General features: G+C 72.8%; 1 protein-coding gene. It reads right to left on the bottom strand.

Annotation, left to right across the window (positions count from 1 at the left end):
* Position 1: 1 nt before the first annotated feature.
* The gene (locus OG714_RS42655; RefSeq protein ID WP_406129214.1) at positions 2-21,979 is read right to left on the bottom strand and encodes a non-ribosomal peptide synthase/polyketide synthase; all 21,978 of its coding nucleotides are present in this window, start codon (positions 21,977-21,979) and stop codon (positions 2-4) included.
* Positions 21,980-22,114 lie beyond the last annotated feature (135 nt).

Here is a 22,114-nt window from a genome sequence, read left to right as displayed (position 1 = left end):
TTCAGGGCTTGTTCGCTACGGCCGCTCGTCGTACGACCGCCTCCAGCGCCCGGAACCAGGTGCGGGCCAGATCCCGCACCTGTTCCTCGGTGAGGAGTTCGGCGGCGTACGCCCAGTGGGCGCTCAACTCCGGTCCCTCGGGCCGGTCCTCGGTGATGGCGTTGAGGGTCAGGGCGTGGGACATCGGCTGGCCGGGGTCGGCGTCGAGGTCGGCCGCGTCGTCCTCGGGAGCGTAGGACCAGTCGGCGGCCGCCGGGCGGTCGAAGCGGCCCATGTAGTTGAACTCGATCTGCGGTTCACCGAGTTGGGCGAGTCGTGCGCCCGTCCCGGGGTTGAGGTGACGCAGCAGGCCGTGTCCGATGCCGGCGGTGGGCAGCGCGGTGAGGTGCTCGCGGATCCGGGCCAGGGCCGTGTCCAGCGCGGGCCCGCCCGCGAAGGCGTCCGCCGAGTCGGCCTCGCCCGGGTCGAGTCGCACGGGCACGACGCTGGTGAACCAGCCGACCGTACGGGACAGGTCGGCGTCGCCCGCGAGTTGCTCCTCACGGCCGTGGCCCTCCACGTCCACCAGCACCGGCCCGCCCGGCTGTTCGGCACCCAGGGTCCGGGCGCGCCAGTCACCGACCGCCAGTGCGAACGCGGTGAGCAGCACGTCGTTGACCGTCGCGCCGAACGCGGCCGGGGCTCGGCTCAGCAGCGGGCCCGTGACGTCGGCGGGCAGGGACAGGGAGACATGGCGGGTGGTGGCGACCGTGTCGCGGGCCGGGTCGAGCGGGCGGGCCAGCGGGAGTTCGGCGCCCTCGGCGAGGGCGGAGGTCCACCACGGCAGCTCGTCCTCGGTGGCGGGGTCGGTCGCGCGCGCTCCGAGGAGTCGGGACCAGCGGGCGAACGACAGCTCCACGGGGGCGAGTTCGGGTGTACGGCCACCCCTGACCGCCGCCCACGCGGTGGCCAGGTCGGGCAGCAGGACGCGCCAGGAGACGCCGTCGATCACCAGGTGGTGGACGAGGACGAGGAGTCGGCCGGGCTGTCCGGGTCCGGCGTCGAACCACACCGCCCGCACCATCGCCCCGGCATCCGGGTCGAGCCCGGCCCGGGCCGTCTCGGCGTGACGGGAGATGGCCGCGCGCAGTTCGTCGTCGTCCGCCCCGTGCACGTCGACGCGGGTGAGCCAGGTGCTGACGTCGGTGTCCCGTGCGGCCGGTACCCGCAGCAACCACCCGTGTTCGCGTGCGAGTTGGGCCCGCAGCATGTCGTGCCGGTCGGCGAGTGCCGTGAGCACGGCCAGCAGACCGGGTTCGGTCAGGTCGGCCGGCGTCTGGACCAGGGCCGCCTGGTGGTAGGCGGCGATGGGGCCGCCGCGCTCCAGCAGGCCGCGCATGATCGGGGTGAGCGGGACGGTGCCGGTGCCGTCGTCGTGGACCGCGTGCCGTTCGTCGGTGCCGAGCGGGACGGCAACGGCCGCGAGGGCGGCGACAGTCCGGTGCTGGAAGACCTGCCGGGGCGTGACCCGCAGACCGCCGGCCCGCGCCCGGGCGACCAGTTGCATGGCGACGATGCTGTCCCCGCCGAAGGTGAAGAAGTCGTCGTCGGTGCCGACCGCCTCGGCGGGCAGCCCGAGGGCGTCCGCGAACAGGTCGCGCAGGGTGCGCTCGGTGTCGTTCTCGGGGGCTCGGCCGCCGCCCTGCGCGGTGAAGTCCGGGGCGGGCAGGGCGGATCGGTCGAGTTTGCCGTTCGACAGGAGCGGCAGCCGGTCGAGGACGACCACGGCGGCCGGGACCATGTAGTCGGGCAGCGCGGCGGCGGCGTGGGCACGGAGTTCCGTCCCGTCCGCCTCGTCGGCGACGACGTAGGCGATCAGCTGCCGTATGCCGGGCCGGTGTTCGCGGGCCACGACGACGGTTTGCGCGACCGCCGGGTGGGTGTCCAACGCGGCCTCGATCTCGGCGAGTTCGATGCGGTAGCCGCGGATCTTGACCTGGTCGTCGGTGCGGCCGGCGAACTCCAGCAGGCCGTCCTCGGTCCAGCGGGCCATGTCGCCGGTACGGTACATGCGCTCGCCGGGCTCGGTGGCGTACGGGTCGGCGACGAAGCGTTCGGCGGTGAGCTCGGGCCGGCCGAGGTAACCGCGGGCCAGACCCGGCCCGGACAGGTACAACTCCCCTGTGACGCCCGGCGGTACGGGGCGCAGGGCGGTGTCGAGGACGTAGGCGCGGGACTCGTGGACCGGCCGACCGACGACCGGGGTGGCGCTGTCGCGGACCCGGCCGACGAGCGCGTCGACGGTGGCCTCGGTGGGGCCGTAGAGGTTGAACGCCTCGGTGTCCTGGAGCGCGGCCAGCCGGGTCCACAGCGACTCGGGTACGGCCTCGCCGCCGAAGCCGACCACGGAGAGCGGGCAGTCGCCCTCGTCTCCGATCAGGCCGCTGTCCGCCATCTGCGTGAGCAGCGACGGGGTGACCTCGATGAAGTCGATGCCCCGGTCGCGGATGAACGCGGCGAGGAGTTCGGGGTCGCGCCGGGTCTCGTCGTCGGCGATGTGCAGCGCGTGCCCGTCAAGGAGCCACAACTGCGGCTGCCAGGAGGCGTCGAAGGAGAACGACCAGGCGTGCCCGACGCGCAGGCGCCTCAGTCCCGTGCGCCGCTTGGCGGCCTCGTGCAGGTCGTGGCGGTGGCTGTGGAAGAGGTTGGCGATGCCTCGCTGGGTGACGACGACGCCCTTGGGGCGGCCGGTGGAGCCGGAGGTGTAGATGACGTAGGCGGGGTGGTCGGGGCCTGGGGCGACGGGTTCGGCCTCCGGCAGTCCGTCGGTCGGGGCGTCAAGTCGCAGGACGGGGACGGTGGTTGTGGGCAGCGTGGCGGCCGTCTCCGCCGTGGCCAGGATCAGCGCGGGGCGGGCGTCGTCGAGCATGCCGGTCAGGCGGGACTCGGGGAGGCCGGGGTCGAGGGGCAGATAGGCGGCGCCCGCCTTCATCACGGCGAGGATCGCGGCGATGTGGTCGGCGGTGCGGGGCAGTGCGAGGGCCACGATCCGCTCGGGTCCGACGCCGTGTCCGGCGAGTACGCGGGCCAACTGGTCCGTGCGCGCGTGGAGTTCGGCGAACGTCCACGTCGTACGGCCGTCGGTGACGGCGACCGCGCCGGGGTCGGCGGCGGCCTGGGCGACGAACAACGCCGGTACGGTGCCGAGCCGTTCGGCCTCCGGCGCGGGCAGCGCGGTGTCGTTCCAGGTCTCCAGGACCGTGTGCCGCGCGACCGGGTCGAGCAGGTCGAGCCGGCCGACGGGACGGTCCGGCTCGGCCGCCATGCCGGTGAGGAGGGCGGTCAGGGCGTCCGTGATCCGTCGTACGACCGCCGGCTGGAAGAGGTCGGGCCGGAACTCGGCGGTGAGCCGCAGCCGTTCGGCGGGCTCGATCGCCCACGCGAACGGGTAGTGGGTGGAGTCCTCGTGGTCCCGGACGGTGACGCGCGGCCCGTCGCCGCCCTCTTCCTCGTCGGCGACCGGGTACGACTCGAACACCACCAGGGTGTCGAAGAGTTCACCGAGTCCGGCGGCCCGCTGGATGTCGGCGAGGCCGAGGTGCTGGTGGGCGATGAGCCGGGACTGCTCGTCCTGGAGCCGGTCGAGGAGTGCGGCCGTGCTCTCCTCCGGGCGGACCCGCACCCGTACAGGGATGGTGTTGATGAACAGGCCGATCATCGACTCGGCACCGGCCAGCTCGGGCGAACGCCCGGCGACGGTGGCGCCGAACACGACGTCGTCCCGGCCGGTGAGCCGCCCGAGCAGCACGCCCCAGGCGGCCTGGACAAGGGTGTTGACGGTGACGCCCCGGCGGCGCGCGAACGCTTCCAGCTCCGCCGTGCGGTCCGGGTCCAGCTCCACGGTGTGGGTGGACGGTACGACGGCGGCACGGTCGGGGTCGACGGGCGCGAGGCGTGTCGGCTCCGCCAGCCCGCCGAGGGCCTCCGACCACGCGGCGGTGGAGACGGCCGGGTCCTGGGCGGCAAGCAGCCGCAGGTGCGCGCGGTACGGGGCGGGGGCTACCGGTGTACGGCCCTCGTAACGCGCCCACAACTCGGCGGTGAGCAGGGGCAGCGACCAGCCGTCCAGGAGGAGGTGCTGGTGCGAGAGCACGAGCCGGTGCCGGTCCGGACCGAGCCGGGCCAGCAACAGCCTTAGCAGCGGCGGCCGTTCGGGGTCGAACCGTCGCCGCTCCTGGACGAGCAGGTGCTCCCACTCCTCCGGTTCGTCGGCGAGGTCGAGCTGCCGCCAGGGCAGGACGGCCGTACGCGGTACGACGGCGACGGGCCGCCCGGAGGACAGGTGCCGGAAGCCGCTGCGCAGGTTCTCGTGCGCGTCGAGCACGGACTGGGCCACGGTGTGCAACCGGTCGGCGTCCAGGGGGCCTTCGAGGTCGTAGGAGACCTGGACGGTGTAGACGTCCGGTCCGTCGTCGCCGGAGTCGAGGGCGGCGTGGAAGAGCAGGCCGGCCTGGAGCGGGGAGACGGGCAGGACCTCGGTTCCGGCGGGCAGGGCGGCGAGTTCGGCGCGCTCCTCGTCGGTGACGTCGAGCAGGATCACGTCGTCGTCGCGGTCGGCGGTGACCGTGGTGGCGGTCACGGTGGCGAGCCCGGCGGCCGACTTGTGGCGGAACACGTCACGCGGGCTGAAGGTGAGCCCGGCCGCGCGGGCACGGGCGACCAGCTGCATGGCGACGATGCTGTCGCCGCCGAGCGAGAAGAAGTCGTCCTCGACACCGACGCGTTCGAGTCCGAGCACGTCCGCGACAAGGGTGCAGAGGGTCTCCTCCAGCGGTGTGCGCGGGCGGGTGTCGGTGACCTCGGCGGCGAAGTCGGGGGCGGGCAGGGCGCGGCGGTCGAGTTTGCCGTTGGGGGTGAGCGGGAGGGCGTCGAGGGTGACGACGGCCGACGGGACCATGTGGTCGGGCAGCGACTGGGCGGTGTGGGCGCGGAGTTCGGCGGAATCCGCTGTCTCTCCGCTCGGCACGACGTAGGCGACGAGGCGTTCGTCCCGGACGACGACGGTGGCGTGCGCGACGCTCTCGTGGGCGGCCAACACGGTCTCGATCTCGCCGAGTTCGATACGGAAGCCGCGCAGTTTGACCTGGTCGTCGGCGCGGCCGAGGTACTCCAGTTCGCCGTCCCGGGTCCAGCGGGCCAGGTCGCCGGTGCGGTACATGCGGACGCCGGGTTCGGTGGCGTTCGGGTCGGCGACGAAGCGTTCGGCGGTCAGGGCGGACCGGCCCAGGTAGCCGCGCGCCAACTGGACGCCCGCCAGATACAGTTCGCCGGCCACACCGGGCGGTACGGGGCGGAGTCCGGCGTCGAGGACATAGGTGCGGGTGTTCCACACCGGGCGGCCGATCGGCACGGTGGCCGGGTCGGCGGGGACCTCGTGGGCCGTGACGTCGACGGACGCCTCGGTCGGGCCGTAGAGGTTGTGCAGGCGGCTGCCCGGGAGGACCTGGTGGAAGCGGGCGGCCAGCGGGGTGGGCAACGCCTCGCCGCTGCACATGACTTGGAGCAGGTCGGTGCAGTGGGCGGCGGCGGGCTCGTCGAGGAAGGCGCGCAGCATCGACGGAACGAAGTGGGCCGTGGTGATGTGCTGACGCCGGATCAGCTCGGCGAGGTAGACCGGGTCCTGGTGACCCTCGGGGCGGGCCACGACGAGCGTGGCGCCGGTGATCAGCGGCCAGAAGAACTCCCACACCGACACGTCGAACCCGGCCGGGGTCTTTTGCAGGACCCGGTCGTCGGCGTCGAGACGGTAGGTGTCCTGCATCCACAACAGGCGGTTGGTGATGCCCTGGTGGGGGACGGTGACGCCCTTGGGGCGGCCGGTGGAGCCCGAGGTGTAGATGACGTAGGCCGGGTGGCGGGGATCGAAGGCGGTGGGCAGCGGCGCGTACGCCGGGTGGTCGGGGGTGCCGTCCGCGTCCACCGTGAGGGTGGGTACGTCAGCGTCCGGGAGCGCGACGCCCTCGGTGGTGACCAGGCAGACCGGACGGGCGTCGGCGAGTGTGTAGGCGAGCCGGTCGGTCGGGTAGCCGGTGTCGAGGGGCAGGTAGGCGGCGCCCGCGCGGTGGACGGCGAGCAGCGCGACCACAAGGGCGAGGGAGCGCGGCAGGGCCACGGCGACGACGGCCTCGGCTCGCGCCCCGTGCGCGGCGAGGGTGTGCGCCAACTTCTCGACCCGCAGGTCGAGTTCGGCGTAGGTGAGGGCGGTGTCCTCGAAGACGACCGCCGTGGCCTCGGGGGTGCGGGCGACCTGGGCGCGGAAGAGTTCCGGGAGGGTGAGGTCGGGGACGGTGCGGGCGGTGTCGTTCCAGTCGGTGAGGACGAGGGCGCGTTCGTCGTCGCGCAGGACGTCGAGCGTGCCGATACGCCGGTCGGGGTCGGTGGCGACCTGGGCCAGTAGCAACTCAAGCCGCTGGGCGAGGAGTTCGGCGGTCGTCTCGTCGAAGAGGTCGGCGCTGTACTCGATCCAGCACCGCATGCCGTCCGCGCCCTGCTCGACGAAGTCGAAGCTGAGGTCGAACTTGGCGCCCTGCTGGCCGAGTTCCTCACGGCGTGCGGTCAGGCCGGGCAGGGCAGGCGTGGCGCCCTCGTCGTCGAGGTGGACGACCATCACCTGGAACAGCGGGTGCCGGGCCAGTGAGCGGGCCGGGTTGACCGCCTCCACCAGGCGCTCGAAGGGCAGGTCCTGGTGTTCGTAGGCGGCGAGGTCGGTGGCCCGGACGCGGGCGAGCAGGTCGGCGAACGTGGGATCACCGGACAGATCGGTGCGCAGGACAAGGGTGTTGACGAAGAAACCGACCAGGTCTTCGAGGTGTTCGTCGCCGCGTCCGGAGATGGGTGCGCCGAGCGGGATGTCGTCCCCGGCGCCGAGCCGGTGCAGCAGCGCGGCGACGACGGCCTGGGTCACCATGAACATACTGACGCCGTGGCGGCGGGCCAACGCGCGCAGTTCCGCCGTCCGTCCGGCATCGAGGGTCAGGCCGACCGCGCCGCCCCGGTGGCTGCTCTCCAGCGGGCGGGGGCGGTCGGTGGGCAGCGCGAGTTCGTCCGGGAGGCCCGCCAAGGTGTCCTGCCAGTAGGCGAGTTGGCGGGACTGGCGGCTGTCCGGGGCATCGGCGTCGCCGAGTGCCTCGCGGTGCCAGAGGGCGTAGTCGGCGTACTGCACCGGCAGCGGCGCCCACGCGGGTGCCCGTCCCTCGCGGCGGGCCTCATACGCGGTGGCCAGGTCCCGCCACAGCGGACCGTCGGACCACTGGTCGCCGGCGATGTGGTGCAGCACCAGCAGCAGGACGTGCTCGTCCTCGGTCACCTCGAACACGTGGGCGCGCAGCGGGAGTTCACGGTCGATCTCGAATCCGCGCGCGGCGGCCTCGGCGAGGTGGGCGGGCAGTTCGGTCGGTGTGACGCGGCTGTGGTGGAGGGGTACCGAGGCCTCGTCCAGCACGACCTGGCGCGGTCGGCCGTCCTGTTCGGGGAAGACCGTGCGCAGGCTCTCGTGCCGTACGGCGAGGTCGTCCAGGGCGGCGGCCAGGGCGTCCCGGTCGAGCGTGCCGGTCAGGCGCCAGGCGGCCGGGATGTTGTAGGTGGCTCCCGGGCCTTCGATGCGGTGCAGGAGCCACAGGCGCTGCTGGGCGTAGGAGAGCGGGAGTTCGTCGGGTCGCTCGGCGGGGACGAGGGCGGTCAGTCCGCCGGCCCGGTCGTCAAGGCGGGCGGCGAGGAGTGCGGGAGTGGACGCCTCGAAGACAGTGCGCACGGTGAGGTCGGCGCCGAGCACCGTGCGGATGCGGCTCACCAGGCGCATGGCGAGCAGGGAGTGGCCGCCGAGGGTGAAGAAGTCGTCGTCGGCGCCGACGCGTTCGAGGCCGAGGACGTCTCCGAAGAGTCCGGTGAGGATCTCCTCGCGCGGGCTGCGGGGCGAAGTGCCCGCGTCCGTACCGGTGGTGGTCGTGAAGTCGGGGGCGGGCAGGGCGGCGCGGTCGAGCTTGCCGTTGGGGGTGAGGGGCAGTGCGTCGAGGGTGACGTAGGCGGCGGGGACCATGTGGGCGGGGAGGACGGCGGATGTGTGGGCGCGGATCGCCTCCACACCCACCGGTCCGCCGTCCCCGGCCGGGACCACGTACGCCACCAGGCGCTGTTCCCGGACCATGACGACGGCATGCGCGACGGCGGGATGGGCGGTCAACGCGCCCTCGATCTCGCCGGGTTCGACGCGGAAGCCGCGTACCTTCACCTGGTCGTCGGTGCGGCCGAGGTACTCGATCGTGCCGTCGGCGTTCCAGCGGGCCAGGTCGCCGGTGCGGTACATGCGGGTGCCCGGGGCGCCGTACGGGTCGGCGACGAACCGCTCGGCGGTGAGGCCGGGCCGGTCGAGGTAGCCGCGGGCGAGCTGGACGCCCGCGAGGTACAACTCGCCCGGGACGCCCGGCGGGACGGGGCGCAGACCGGCGTCGAGGACGTAGGTGCGGGTGTTCCACACAGGGCGGCCGATCGGGACGCTCGTCGCGTCGGGGCCGATCTCCACGGCCGTCACGTCGACCGAGGCCTCGGTCGGGCCGTAGAGGTTGTGGAGTCGGGCGGTGGTCAGGACATCGTGGAAGCGGTGGGTGAGGGCGACGGGCAGGGCCTCGCCGCTGCACATCACGCGGCGCAGGCCGGTGCAGTCGGCCGCGGAGGGCTCCTCCAGGAAGAGTTGGAACATGGAGGGCACGAAGTGGACGGTGGTGACGTCCTGTTCGCGGATCAGCTCCGCCAGGTAGGCCGGGTCACGGTGGCCTTCGGGGCGGGCGACGACCAGGGTGGCGCCGGTGATCAGCGGCCAGAAGAACTCCCACACCGACACGTCGAAGCTGGACGGCGTCTTCTGGAGCACCCGGTCGGCGGCCATCAGGCCGTACGCGTCCTGCATCCAGAGCAGCCGGTTGACGATGCCCTCGTGCGGGACGACGACGCCCTTGGGGCGGCCGGTGGAGCCGGAGGTGTAGATGACGTATGCGGGGCTCGACGGGTCGTAGGACGTGGGGAGTTGGCCCTCGGGGCCGGTCGGCAGGGTGTCGCGGATGACGTACACCGGGCGGGCGTCCTCGACCATGAGGGCGAGGCGCTCCTCCGGGTAGTCCGGGTCGAGCGGAAGGTAGGCGGCACCGGCTCGGTGTACGGCGAGGAGGGCGACGACGAGGTCGAGTGAGCGCGGGAGGGCCACGGCCACGGTCTGGTCGGGCCCGGCGCCGAACGCGGCCAACACCCCGGCCGTGCGCTCGACTTGGGTGTCCAGCTCCGCGTACGTCAGCTGCTGTCCCTCGAAGACGAGAGCCGTGGCGTCGGGGGTGCGGGCGGCCTGGGCGCGGAAGAGTTCCGGGAGGGTGGTGGGCGGGACGGGGTGCTCGGTGGCGTTCCACTCCCCCAGGACCAGGGCGCGTTCGGCGTCGGCCAGGAGGTCGAAGTCCCGTACCGCACGGTCGGGTTCAGACGCCGCGTGGTCCAGCAGGCGTGCCATGCGGCCGGCGATGCGCTCCGCGGTGCCGTGGTCGAAGAGGTCGGTCGCGTACTCCAGGAGCAGGACCACCCGGTCGCTGCCCGTCTCGTCGACGAAGGTGAAGTGCAGGTCGAACTTGGCCATGCCGGTGTCCATGTCGAACCACTCGGTCGCGAGGCCGAGCACGTCCGGGTCGCCGTCGGGGCGGTGGTGGTAGCCGAGCATGACCTGGAAGAGCGGGTTGCGGCCGGCCACGCGGGACGGGTTGAGGGCCTCGACGACCCGGTCGAACGGCAGGTCCTGGAACTCGAAGGCGGCGAGGGACGACTCCCTTACACGACCCAGGAGTTCGCGGAACGTCAGCTCGTCGCCGGACACGTCGGTGCGCAGCACCAGCGTGTTGACGAAGAAGCCCACCAGGTCGGCGAGTGCCTCGTCGGTGCGGCCCGCGATGGGGGCGCCGAGCGGGATGTCCTCGCCCGCGCCGAGCCGGTTCAGGAGTGCCGCGGTGGCTGCCTGGAACAGCATGAACATGCTGGTGCCGGTGGCGCCGGAGAGGTCGCGCAGGGCGTGGCCGGTGGCGGTGGGCAGTTCCAGGCGGACCTTGCCGCCGAGGCCGGTCGGCTCGGCGGGGCGCGGTCGGTCGACGGGCAGGGTCAGTTCGTCGGGCAGGTTGCGCAACGCGTCGGTCCAGTGGGCGAGTTGGGCCTCGCCGGTGCGGGCCAGCAGGTCGTCCTGCCAGAGGGTGTAGTCGGCGTACTGCACCGGCAGCGGTGCCCACGCGGGCGCACGGCCTTGACGACGGGCCGCGTAGGCGGTGTCGAGGTCGGCGAGGAAGGGGCGGTCGGACCACTCGTCGGTGGTGATGTGGTGCAGGACGACGGCGACGACGTGCTCGTCCGGACCGAGCCTGAACACCTCGCAGCGCAGCGGGAGTTCGGTGGCCAGGTCGAAGGGGCGGCGCTGGGCGGACTCGATCAGCGCGGGCAGGTCCCCCTCCGTGCAGTCGACGATCGTGAGGGCCGGGATCGCGTCCTCGACCGGAACGATCCGCTGGTACGGCTCGCCCTCGTGCGCCGGGAACACCGTCCGCAGTGCCTCGTGGCGGCCGGCGACGTCCCGCAGGGCGGCGGTCAGGGCCTCGGTGTCGAGGGTGCCGCGCAGTCGGAAGACCAGCGGGAAGTTGTAGGCGACTCCGCTGCCGGTGATCTCCTCGACGAGCAACAGCCGTCGCTGGGCGGCCGACAGCGGGATACGGGCGGGCCGGTCGGTGACGGGGGTGACCGCCGGACGGGCCGGGCTCGCCGTGTCCGCACGGCCCGCGAGGAGGGCCGGGGTGGGGGCTTCGAAGAGGTCTCGGATGGCGAGTTCGGCGCCGAGTTCGGTGCGGGCGCGGCTGACCAGCCGGGTGGCGAGGAGTGAATGGCCGCCCAGGTCGAAGAAGTTGTCCTCGGCGCCGACCTCGGGAAGTCCCAGCACCTCGGCGAACAGTCGGCAGAGCACCTCTTCCTGCGGGGTGCGCGGGCCGCGTCCGCCGCCGAGGGCGACGGCGGGTTCCGCGTCGGGCAGGGCGCGGACGTCGAGCTTGCCGTTGGCGTTCATGGGCAGGCCGTCGACGGTGACGAAGGCCGACGGGACCATGTAGTCGGGCAGTTCACGGCCCAGGTCCTCGCGCAGCCGCCGCACCAGGGCGCTCGCCTCGCGGGCGGCGGTGGGGTCGTTGGCGTAGGGGTGGATACCGCCGCCGGGACGGAACAGGCCGCCGGTGACGCGGAGTTCGGATGACTTCAGGAATACGGCGTCATAGGTCCCCGTTTCCTCCGACCAGGTGGTCAGCACCCGGTATCCGGCCGCTGTGCCGAGTTCGTGCAGGTGCTCGGGGTCGACGCCCGCCTCGGTCGTACGGCCGTCGGGGATGCCGGTGAAGCGGAGCGCCTCGGGCCGTTCGCCGCGCGGGCGTTCGCCGGCCACCCCGGTCGCGGACCAGTTGCCGGCGAGGAGTTGACCGATGGCCTCGGCCGACGACCAGTCGCCGCGCAGGAGTTCGCCGATGGTGTTGCCGGTGGCCCAGTCGACGGAGGCGATGCTGTCCAGGCGTACGTCCGGCTCGTCGGCGTAGAGGACGACGTCGTAGCGGTGGCGGGACAGTTCGTTGTGGTGGTGGGCGCGCTTGGTGCGCAGGTCGACGCCGTAGCCGAGGGTGGTGAAGTAGTCGGGGTCTACGAGGAGTTCCTTCTCCAGGCGCAGGCCGCGCTCGACCGCCCGCTCCTGGTCCGCCTCGGCGGTGCCCCGGGTGCGCTGGATCTCGGTGTGGAAGGTGCCGGCGAGCCGCAGGTTGCGGACGTCGCCGACGAACAGGGCGCCACCGGGAGCGAGCAGTTCCATCGCGCCGTGCAGGACGGCGGTCAGGTGGTCGATGCTCGGGAAGTACTGGATGACGGAGTTGATGACGATCGTGTCGAAGTAGGCGAACGGCAGACCGCTCAGGTCCTCGGCCGGGCGGCAGCGCAGTTCGACCTTGGAAGCGAGGGCGGGGTCGCGCCGTACTTCCTCGCCGATCTTGCGGATGACGGGCGCGGCGAAGTCGGTTGCCCAGTACGCCTCCGCGTCGGGGGCGAGCCGGGACAGCAACAGGCCGGAGCCGACGCCGATTTCGAGGATGCGGCGGGGCTTGAGGGAGCCGATGCGGGCGAGGGTGGCCTCGCGCCACTCGTGCATCTCCTCGAAGGGGATGGGCTGTCCGTCGTAGGAGCTGTCCCAGCCGTCGTACTGCTCGGTGAAGACGGCGGTGCCGATCTCCTCGTACTCGTCGGAGTAGATCTCCTGCCACTCCCCCACCTGCGCGGCCTCGGCGGCGGTGCGTTCGGCGGAGTCGGCGCCGGAGGGGACGACGTAGCCGACGAGGCGTTCGTCGCGGACGACGACGGCGGCCTGGGCGACCAACGGGTGGCGGCTGAGGGCGGTCTCTATCTCGCCGGGTTCGATGCGGTAGCCGCGGATCTTGACCTGGTCGTCGGTGCGGCCGAGGAAGTCGAGGTTGCCGTCAGGGTTGCGGCGGACCAGGTCGCCCGTGCGGTACATGCGTTCGCCGGGTTCGCCGAAGGGGTCGGCGACGAAGCGTTCGGCGGTCAGCGAGGGGCGGTCCAAGTAGCCGCGGGCCAGGCCGATTCCGGCGATGTACAGCTCGCCGGGGACGCCTTCCGGTACCGGGCGCAGCCAGGCGTCGAGGATGTGGGCGCGGGTGCCGCGGATGGGCTTGCCGACGGTCGGGGTGTCGCTGTCGAGGGTGCCGCCGCCGAGGGTGTTGATGGTGTACTCGGTCGGCCCGTACAGGTTGTAGCCGTACGTCCCCTCGGTGTCGCGCAGCGCCGCCCACACCGTCTCCGGGACGGCCTCGCCGCCGAGCAGGACGAGCGGCGGGACGTGGCCCTCCAACAGGCCCTGCTCGATGAGGAGTCGGGCGTAGGTGGGGGTGACGTTGACGACGTCGACGCGGTGGCGTTCGCAGTAGGCGACCAGTGCTTCGGCGTCACGCCTCAACTCCTCGTCGCAGACGTGCACTTCGTGGCCCTCGACCAGCCAGAGCAGCTCCTCCCACGACATGTCGAAGGCGAAGGACACGGTGTGCGCGATGCGCAGCCGTCGACCGCCGGCCGCGGCGATGGCGGGCTCGAAGATCTCCTTCTGATGGTTCAACTGCATGTTCGTCAGGCCCCGGTAGGGGGTGACGACGCCCTTGGGACGGCCGGTGGAGCCCGAGGTGTAGATGACGTAGGCGGGATGTTCGAGGCTGAAGCGGCGGTGGACCGGAGCGTCCGACTGCCCCGCCAGCTCCCCCTTGGTCTCGGGGTCGTCGAGCAGGACGCGGGTCATCTCGCCGTCCAGCGTGGCGGATACGGCCGTGGTGCTGAGCAGGAGGAGGGGGCGGGCGTCGGCCAGCATCAGGGAGAGGCGGTCGGCCGGGTGGTCCAACTCCAGGGGCAGGTAGGCCGCTCCGGTGCGCAGGACCGCGAAGAGGGCGACCACCATGTCCAGGGAGCGCGGCAGACCGAGGGCGACGACCTGCTCGGGGCCCGCGCCCCGGTCGATCAGCAGCCGGGCCATGCGGTTGACGGCCGCGTCGAGTTCGGCGTACGTCAGGGTGCGCTCGCCGAAGACGAGGGCCCGTTCGTCCGGGGTGCGTTCTGCCTGCGCGGCCAGCAGGTCGGCGATGGTGTCCTCGGGGTCGGGGACACGGCTGGCCGCCGACTCCCGTCGTAGCGCGTCGAGTTCGGCGGGCAGGAGGGCGTCGAGGGAGCCGACCGGTGCCGTGAGGTCGGCGGTGAGGCGGTCGACGAGGAGCGCGAAGCGGTCGAGGAGTGCCCGCGCTTTCCCGGTCGGGACGAGGTCGGGGCGATGGGTGAGGGTGACGGCGATCTCGCGGCCCGGGGTGATGACGAGGTTGGCCGGGTAGTGGGTGGCGTCGACGTTGGCGACGGCCGTGGCGCCGTGCCGGGTCCTCAGGTCCGCCAACCGCTCCTCGGTGTCGTTGTTGCGCAGCACGAACAGCGTGTCGAAGAGCTTGCGGTGCCCGGTCTCGGCCTGGAGGACGCCGAGGCTCAAGTGCTCGTACGGCATGAGGTCGAGGCGTTCGCCCTGGATGCGGCGGAGCAGGTCGAGGACCGGCTCGGCGGGGTCGAGGGCGATGCGGGTCGGCACGGTGTTGAGGAACAGACCGATGATGTTGCCGACGTCCGGGACCTCACTGGGCCGACCGGCGACGGTCGTACCGAACACGACGTCGGCGCGGCCGGTCGCGGAGGCGAGGGTGAGTCCCCAGGCCGCGTTGAGGAGGGTGTTGAGGGTCAGGCCGTGGGCCGGGGCCAACTCGCGCAGCCGGTCGCCGAGTTCGGCGGACAGGCGTACGTCGAGCTGGTCGGGGATGATCGGTTCGAGACCGTCGCCGGCGGTGGGCGCGAGCAGCGTCGGCTCGTCGAGTCCGGCGAGCGCGGTGCGCCAGGCGGACGTGGCGACGGAGTCGTCCTGCTCCTCCAGCCAGGTCAGGTAGTCGCGGTAACTGCCGGGCTCGGGCAGGGCGTTGGCGTCGCCGCCCGCCTCGTAGAGCGCGAACAGCTCGTCGAGGAACAGCCACGCCGACCAGCCGTCCCAGAGGATCAGGTGGCGGCCGATGACGAGACGGTCGCCGCGCTCCGCACCGAGGCGGAGCAGGAGGAGCCGGAAGAGCGGGGGTGCGGACAGGTCGAAGCGACGGTTGCGTTCGGCGTCCGTCAACTCCCTAAGCAGAACGTCCTGTTCGGCGGCGGGGAGGAGGGAGAGGTCGACCTCTTCGAGAGGGATCTCCGGGTCCTCGACGATGAACTGCACCGGCTGGTCGAGGCCGTCGCTGGTGAAGCCCGCACGCAGGCCCGGGTTGCGGTCGAGAAGGGTGCGGACGGCGGCACGCAGCCGGATGGTGTCGAGACGGGTCGCGAAGTCGAAGGTCTCGTGGACGGTGTAGACGTCCAACGCGCCCTCGTCGTAAGCCGAGTGGAAGAACAGGCCCTCCTGGAGGGGGGCCAGCGGCCAGACGTCGGCGACGGTCTCCGGGGCGGCGACGGCGTGGACGCGGGCGTGTTCGGCGGTGGTGAGGGTGAACGCCTCGACGGGGGCGGCGAGGTTGGCCGTCGTGACGGTGGCTGCCGTCGCGAGAGCGGCGGGCGTGCGGTACGTGAACACGTCGCGCGGGCTCAGGTCCAGGCCGGCCGCGCGGGCCCGGCTGGCGACGCCGATGGAGCTGATGCTGTCGCCGCCGAGCCGGAAGAAGTCGTCGTCAGGGCCCGCGTCCTCGATGCCGAGGACGGCCGCGAAGATCTCGGTGAGCTGCCGCTCCAACGGCCCTGCGGGCGAACGGCGTTCGGCACGCTCGGCCTCGGGGGCGGGCAGCGCGGCCTGGTCCAGCTTGCCGCTCGGGGTGAGCGGGAGGTCGGCGAGGACGACGTACGCCTCCGGGACCAGGGGCGCGGGCAGCGCGTCCGCGAGGGCGGTGCGCAGGCCGGCCGGGTCCACGGTGGCTCCGGCGACCGGGACGGCGTAGGCGACGAGTCGCTGGTCGCGGATGACGACCGCGCCCCGGGCCACGGCCGGGAGGCGGGTCAACTCGGCCTCGATCTCGCCGAGTTCGACCCGGTTGCCGCGGAGCTTGACCTGGCGGTCGGTGCGGCCGAGGTAGTCGATCGTGCCGTCGGGGCGGCGGCGTACCAGGTCGCCGGTGCGGTACATGCGGGCGCCGGGCTCGGTGGCGTACGGGTCGGCGACGAAGCGGTCGGCGGTGAGCGCGGGGCGCCGGTGGTAGCCGCGGGCCAGCTGGACGCCGGTCAGGTACAGCTCGCCGGGCACGCCGTCGGGGACCGGGCGCAGGCACGGATCGAGCACGCGCAGACCGGTGTTCCACACGGGTCGGCCGATGGGCACGGTGGTGCCGGGCGAGCCGTCGTAGGCGTGGTACGTCACGTCGACGGCGGCCTCGGTGGGGCCGTAGAGGTTGTGCAGCGGGACGCCGGTCAGCTCGCGCCAGCGGTGGGCGGCGGACCCGGACAGGGCTTCGCCGCTGCTGAACACGCGGCGCAGGCTGCCCGCCCACGCGGGGTCGGCGGTGACCTCGTCGGAGGCGAGGAACGCCTCCAGCATCGACGGCACGAAGTGCATCGTCGTCACACCCTCGGCCCGGATCAGGCGGGCCAGGTAGGCGGGGTCGCGGTGTCCGTCGGGGGCGGCGAGGACTACGGCGGCGCCCTCGCGCAGCGCCCAGAAGAACTCCCACACGCTCACGTCGAAACTGGACGGTGTCTTCTGCAACACCCGGTCGTCGCCGGTGAGTTGGTACTCGCCCTGCATCCAGGCCAGTCGGTTGCCGATGGCGCGGTGGGTGACGACGACGCCCTTGGGGCGGCCGGTGGAACCGGAGGTGTAGATGAGGTAGGCGGGGTCGTCGGGGCGGGCGGGGTCCGGCGCTCCGCCGAGCAGGGCCTCTTCGCCCTCCGCGTCCACGCGCAGCACGTCCAGGCCCTCGACCGACGGCAGCCGGTCCGCGTCCCGTTCCGTCGTGACGACCGTCGTCGCCCCCGAGTCGGCCAGCATGTACGCGAGCCGCTCCGCCGGATAGTCCAGGTCGAGGGGCAGATAGGCGGCCCCCGACTTCAGGACACCCAGCAGCGCCACCATCAGCTCCGCCGAGCGGGGTACGGCGACGGCGACGAACCGCTCCCGGCCCGCGCCCTTGGCCCTCAGCCGCGCCGCCAACTCCTCGGCTCGCTCGTCCAGTTCGGCATAGGTGAGCGTGGTCGTACCGTCGAAGACGACAGCCGTCGCGTCCGGAGTACGAGCGACCTGCGCGGCGAACGCGGCGGCGAGCGTCGTGGCCGGAACCGGCCGGGTCTCCCCCGCCGGGTGGGCCGTGGCCAGCTCGTCCGGCGTCAGCAGGTCGAGGTCCGCGACGCGGGCGCCGGGGTCGTCCGCCAGCGCGTCCAGGACGAGGGTGAGCCGGTCGGCGAGGGACTGCACGGCGTCGGCGTCGAGGCGCCGGGCGTGGTGCTTGAGGCGCAGGTCGAGGCGGCGGCCGGGCTTGACGATGAGGGCCAGCGGGTAGTGCACGGCGTCGTGGAAGGCGTGGCCCGCGACGGCGATCGTGCCGGTGGGGTCGGTGATGCCCGGGGCGCCCTCGCCGCCGGGGTAGTTCTCGAACACCACGAGGGTGTCGAAGAGTTCGCCGTCGCCCGCGTGCCCGGTGGCGCGCTGGATGTCGGCGAGGCCGAGATGCTGGTGGTCGAGGAGAGCACTCTGCTCGTCCTGGAGCCGGTCCAGCAGTCCGCCCAGGGTGTCGCCCGGAGCCCAACGCAGCCGGGTGGGCAGGGTGTTGATGAACAGGCCGATCATCGACTCGATGCCGTCGACGGCGGCGTCACGTCCGGCCACGGTGGTGCCGAACAGCACGTCCTCGCGGCCCGTCATACGACCGACGAGCAGACCCCAGGCGCCCTGGACGAGCGTGCCGAGGGTGACTCCGCGTTCGCGGGCGCGGGCGGCGAGCCGAGAGGTGACCCGCTCGCTCAACTCGACGCGGATCTGGGCGGGTTCGACGGGTCCGGCGGGCGCCGGGTTCTCCACGAGCCGGGTGGGCTCCTCGACCCCGGCGAGCGCCGTACTCCAGGCGGCTCGGGCGGCATCGCGGTCGGCGCCGGCGATCCGGCGGAGGTAGCCGCGGTACGGGGCGACTTCGGGGAGGGGGGCCGGGTTCTCGCCGTAGAGAGCGAGGAGTTCGCGGTGCAGGACCGGCAGGGACCAGCCGTCCGCGACGATGTGATGGAACGTCAGGACCAGGCGGCTGCGGTCCTCGCCGAAGCGGATGAGCGCGCAGCGGATCAGCGGCGGGCGGGCGAGGTCGAAGCGGTGGGCGCGTTCGTCGGCGGCGACGGCCTCGGCGAGGGCGCGGCGGACCGCGGCGTCGTCCTGCGCGGACAGGTCGACCTCGTGCCAGGGCAGTTCGAGGCCGGACGCGATGAGCTGGACCGGGCGGCCGTCGGGCGTCTGGCGGAAGCAGGCGCGCAGCGGGGCGTGCCGGTCGATGAGCCGCTGTGCGGCCTCGCGCAGCAGGGCGCCGTCGACCGGTCCGGACAGCTCGATGACCTGCTGCACGACATACGCGTCGAGTTCGGCACCGTCCACCAGCGCGTGGAAGAAGAAGCCTTCCTGGAGCGGACCGAGGGGCAGCGCCTCCTGGACGGTGACAGGGAACTCGCCCTGCACAGAAGCGAGTTCGTCCTCGCTCAGCGGCTGCCACGGGGTGTCTGCCGTGAGGTCGGCCGTACCGGTGCGGGCGACCGTGGCCAGTTCGGCGACCGTACGGTGCCGGAACACGTCTCGCGGGGTCAGTTCCAGGCCTGCCCGGCGGGCCAGGATGAGGAGTTGGACGGCGACGATGCTGTCGCCGCCGAGCGCGAAGAAGTCGTCGTCGACGCCGACCGAGGGCACCTTGAGCGCCCGTGCGTACAGGTCGCACAGCAGCTGTTCGCGGGCCGTCTCGGGCGCCCGGCCCGCGCTCAGCAGGCGGGTGAGGTCCGGGACGGGCAGCGCGGCGGCGTCGAGCTTGCCACTCGGGGTGACGGGCAGCCGGTCCAGCGGGACGAACGCTGCCGGGACCATGTAGTCGGGCAGGTACTCGGTGGCGTGCGTCCGCAGGGTCGACATCAGGGCGTTGACGTTGCGGAAGGGCGCGGGGCGGTTGGTGAGCGGGTGGCCGCCGCCGGGACGGTAGTCGACCGTGACGAGGTCGGCTCCGGCAGGGGCGAACAGCGCGTCCAGGCTGCCGTCCTCGGCGTCTCCGCTCCAGGTCAGCGCCACGTCGTGACCGTGCCGCGCGGCGATCTCGTACAGGGATTCCGGATCGACACCGTACGATCCGGCGGCCGGCCTGCTGCTGTCGTCCAGCGCGCCCAGCGCCGCGAGGTCGTCGGCCAGACGGGAGTTGGGGATGCCGGTGATCCGCAACCGGTCCGGCCGTCCGGCGAGCAGCTCGTCCAGCGCCCGCACCGAACCGAGCGCGGGCCAGGGCGACTCAGGTGTCACCTCGGACACATCCGACCGCGGTCGGAGCACGACGTCGTAGCGATAGCGGGTGAGTTCGTTGTGGTGCGTGCCGCGCTTGACCCGGATGTCGGCAGAGAGGCCGTCGAGGCTCGTGAAGTAGTCGGGGTCGACGAGGAGTTCGCCCTCCCAGGCGACCGCCCGGTCCACGGCGGCGCGCAGGGCTTCCTTGTCGCCGTCCGCCTCCTCGTCCAGTACCCGTCCACTCTCGACGGCCGCGCTCAGGGTGCGCAGCAGACGCAGGTTGCGTACGTCGCCGACGAACACCGCGCCGCCGGGGGCGAGGAGAGCGGCCGCGTTCCGGAGTACGCCGGTGAGGTAGTCGCCACCGGGGAAGTACTGGATGACGGAGTTCACGACGATCGTGTCGAAGTGGCCCTCGGGCAGGCCGGTGAGGTCGTGCGCGGGACGGGCCAACAGGGTGACGCGGTCGGCGAGTTCGGGGACGGCGGACACCTGTGCGTCCAGGGCGCGTACGGCTTCCTCGGAGAGGTCTGTGCCCCAGTACTCGGCGCAGTCCGGGGCGAGCCGGGACAGCAGCAGACCGCTGCCGACGCCGATCTCCAGGATGCGCCGGGGCCGTAGCGCGCGGATGCGGTCGAGGGTGGCCTCGCGCCACTCGCGCATGTCGGCGAGGGGGATGGGCAGGCCGTCGTACATGCTGTTCCAGCCGGCGAAGTTCTCCTCGAAACCGTCCGATCCGGCGGCGGAGTAGAGGAGTTCGTGCAGGTCCTTCCACTCGGCCACCCCCTCGTCGGGAGTCGGCTCGGCGTCCAGCGAGGGCACGACGTAGGCGGCGAGGCGGCGTTCGCCGGGGCGGTCCTCGCGGACGACCACGGCTGCCTGGTCGACGGACGGGTGGGAGCGCAGGACGGACTCGATCTCGCCGGGTTCGATACGGAAGCCGCGGATCTTGACCTGGGTGTCGACGCGGCCGTGGAACTCCAGGCGGCCGTCCGCCTTCCAGCGGACCAAGTCACCGGTGCGGTAAAGGCGTTCGCCCGGTGCCGCGGTCATGTCGGCGGGGGCGGCGACGAAGCGTTCGGCGGTGAGGGCGGGGCGGCCGAGGTAGCCGCGGGCCAGGCCGGCGCCGCCGAGGTAGAGCTCTCCCGTGACACCGGCGGGGACCGGGCGCAGCCGGTCGTCGAGGACGTAGGCGCGGGTGCCGGGGTCGGGGATGCCGATGGGCACGATGGTGCCGGGCGGGGTGTCCGGGTCGCACAGGCCGAGGGTGGAGTTGGTGGTGGCTTCGGTCGGGCCGTAGGCGTTGAACATCATCCGGCCGCGCGCGTACCGGCCGACCAGCTCGGGCGATACACGCTCGGTGCCCGCCAACAGGGTTGCGTTGGGCGGGAGTTGGACGTCCTCGGGCATGGCGGCCAGCAGCGCCGGCGGCAGGATCATGAAGGTGATGCCGTGCTCGTCGGCGTAGTCCGCGAGGGGAGCGCCGGGGACGCGGCGGTCGGCGGGGACGACGACCAGGCGGCCGCCGGAGAGCAGGCCGAGGCACAGGTCCCAGAACGCGACGTCGAAGCTGGGCGAGGCGAACTGGAGCACCCGGCTGTGCGGGCCGATACCGAATCGTTCCTGCTGGGTGGCGACCAGTTTCGCGACACCCGCGTGGGAGAGGACCGTGCCCTTGGGGCGGCCGGTGGAGCCGGAGGTGTAGATCACGTAGGCCGCGTGCGCCGTCGTCAACCCATTGGCGGTGGACGGGCCTTGGGCCGGGTACGCGGCCAGCTCGGCGACCGTCCCGGGGGCGTCGAGGACGAGCGGATCGAGGTCCGGCGGGAGGTCGGGGGCGATCTCGGCGGTGGTGACGAGGCAGACCGGGCGGGCGTCGGCGAGCATGTAGGCGATGCGGTCGGCCGGGTAGTCGGTGTCGACCGGCAGATAGGCGGCGCCCGACTTCAGGACGGCGACCTCGGCCACGATCATGTCGGCCGAGCGCGGCACGGCGAGCGCCACGACCTGCTCGGGACCGGCACCCCGGGCCACCAGGGCGTGCGCCAACTTCGAGGCACGGGCGTCGAGTTCGGCGTAGGTGAGGCGGACGTCCTCGTGGATGAGGGCGGTCTCGTGCGGGCGTGCGGCGACCTGGTCGGCGAACATGCGCGGCCAGGTGAGCGCCGGCACGTCGTGCTCGGTGTCGTTCCAGCCGTGCAGGATGCGGTGCCGTTCGTCGGCGCCGAGGAGTTCGAGGTCGGCGACCGGGGTGTCCGGGCGGGCGACGGCGTCGGCGAGGAGCGTGCCGTAGTGGCCGAGGATCAGGTCGACGGTGGCGGGGGAGAAGAGGTCGGTGCGGTAGTCGGCCGACACCTCGCCTTCGCCCTCACCGTCCCCCTCTCCCCCGACCTCTCCGCCGGTCACGGTCAGCGCCAGGTCCAGTGGACCGCTCTCGTCCCACGGGTCGGGGCCGAAGCCCGTGGCGCACAACAGGCCGCCGCCGCGCAGGGGTTCGGGGGCGAGGAGCCGTAGCAGCTCGGTGGTCGGGACGTGGTGGGCGGCGGCCTCCGCGCGAACGGACGTGATCTGGTCGCGGAGTTCGGTGAACGAGGTGTCGCCGTCGATCGTGACACGCAGCGGGAGTCCCTCGTGGGCCACCGCCGTCTCGGTGGCCGTCGTGCCGCCGTAACGGTGCAACAGGGCGACGAAGGCGGTGAGTCGGGTGGCCGCGTCGGCCGTCACGGCGAGGGCTGCCGCGCGTCGCGCGCGGGAGACCTCGCCCTCCCCGCGTGGCGGACGGGGAAAGTCCAGCGGCAGGGACGTCTCCGGTACCGGTGACGCGAACCGCCGTCGCCAGAAGTCGTTCGCCGCCGTTGCCTGTGCCGAAGAAAGCGTGTTGCCCGCCACAGCTGCCCGTGCCTCCCAAATGCGTGTGGAACGGCTCAGCGGAGCCGCGACCGCTCGCATAGTAAGGTAAGCATTGCCTTACTTGATAGACCCACCCCGAAACCACCGGCCCATGTCACAGCCGCTGAGGTTATG

Origin of the sequence: Streptomyces sp. NBC_00989 (assembly GCF_045162655.1) — a bacterium.
Taxonomy (GTDB): domain Bacteria; phylum Actinomycetota; class Actinomycetes; order Streptomycetales; family Streptomycetaceae; genus Streptomyces.
This window is presented reverse-complemented; position numbering and strand designations above follow the sequence as displayed.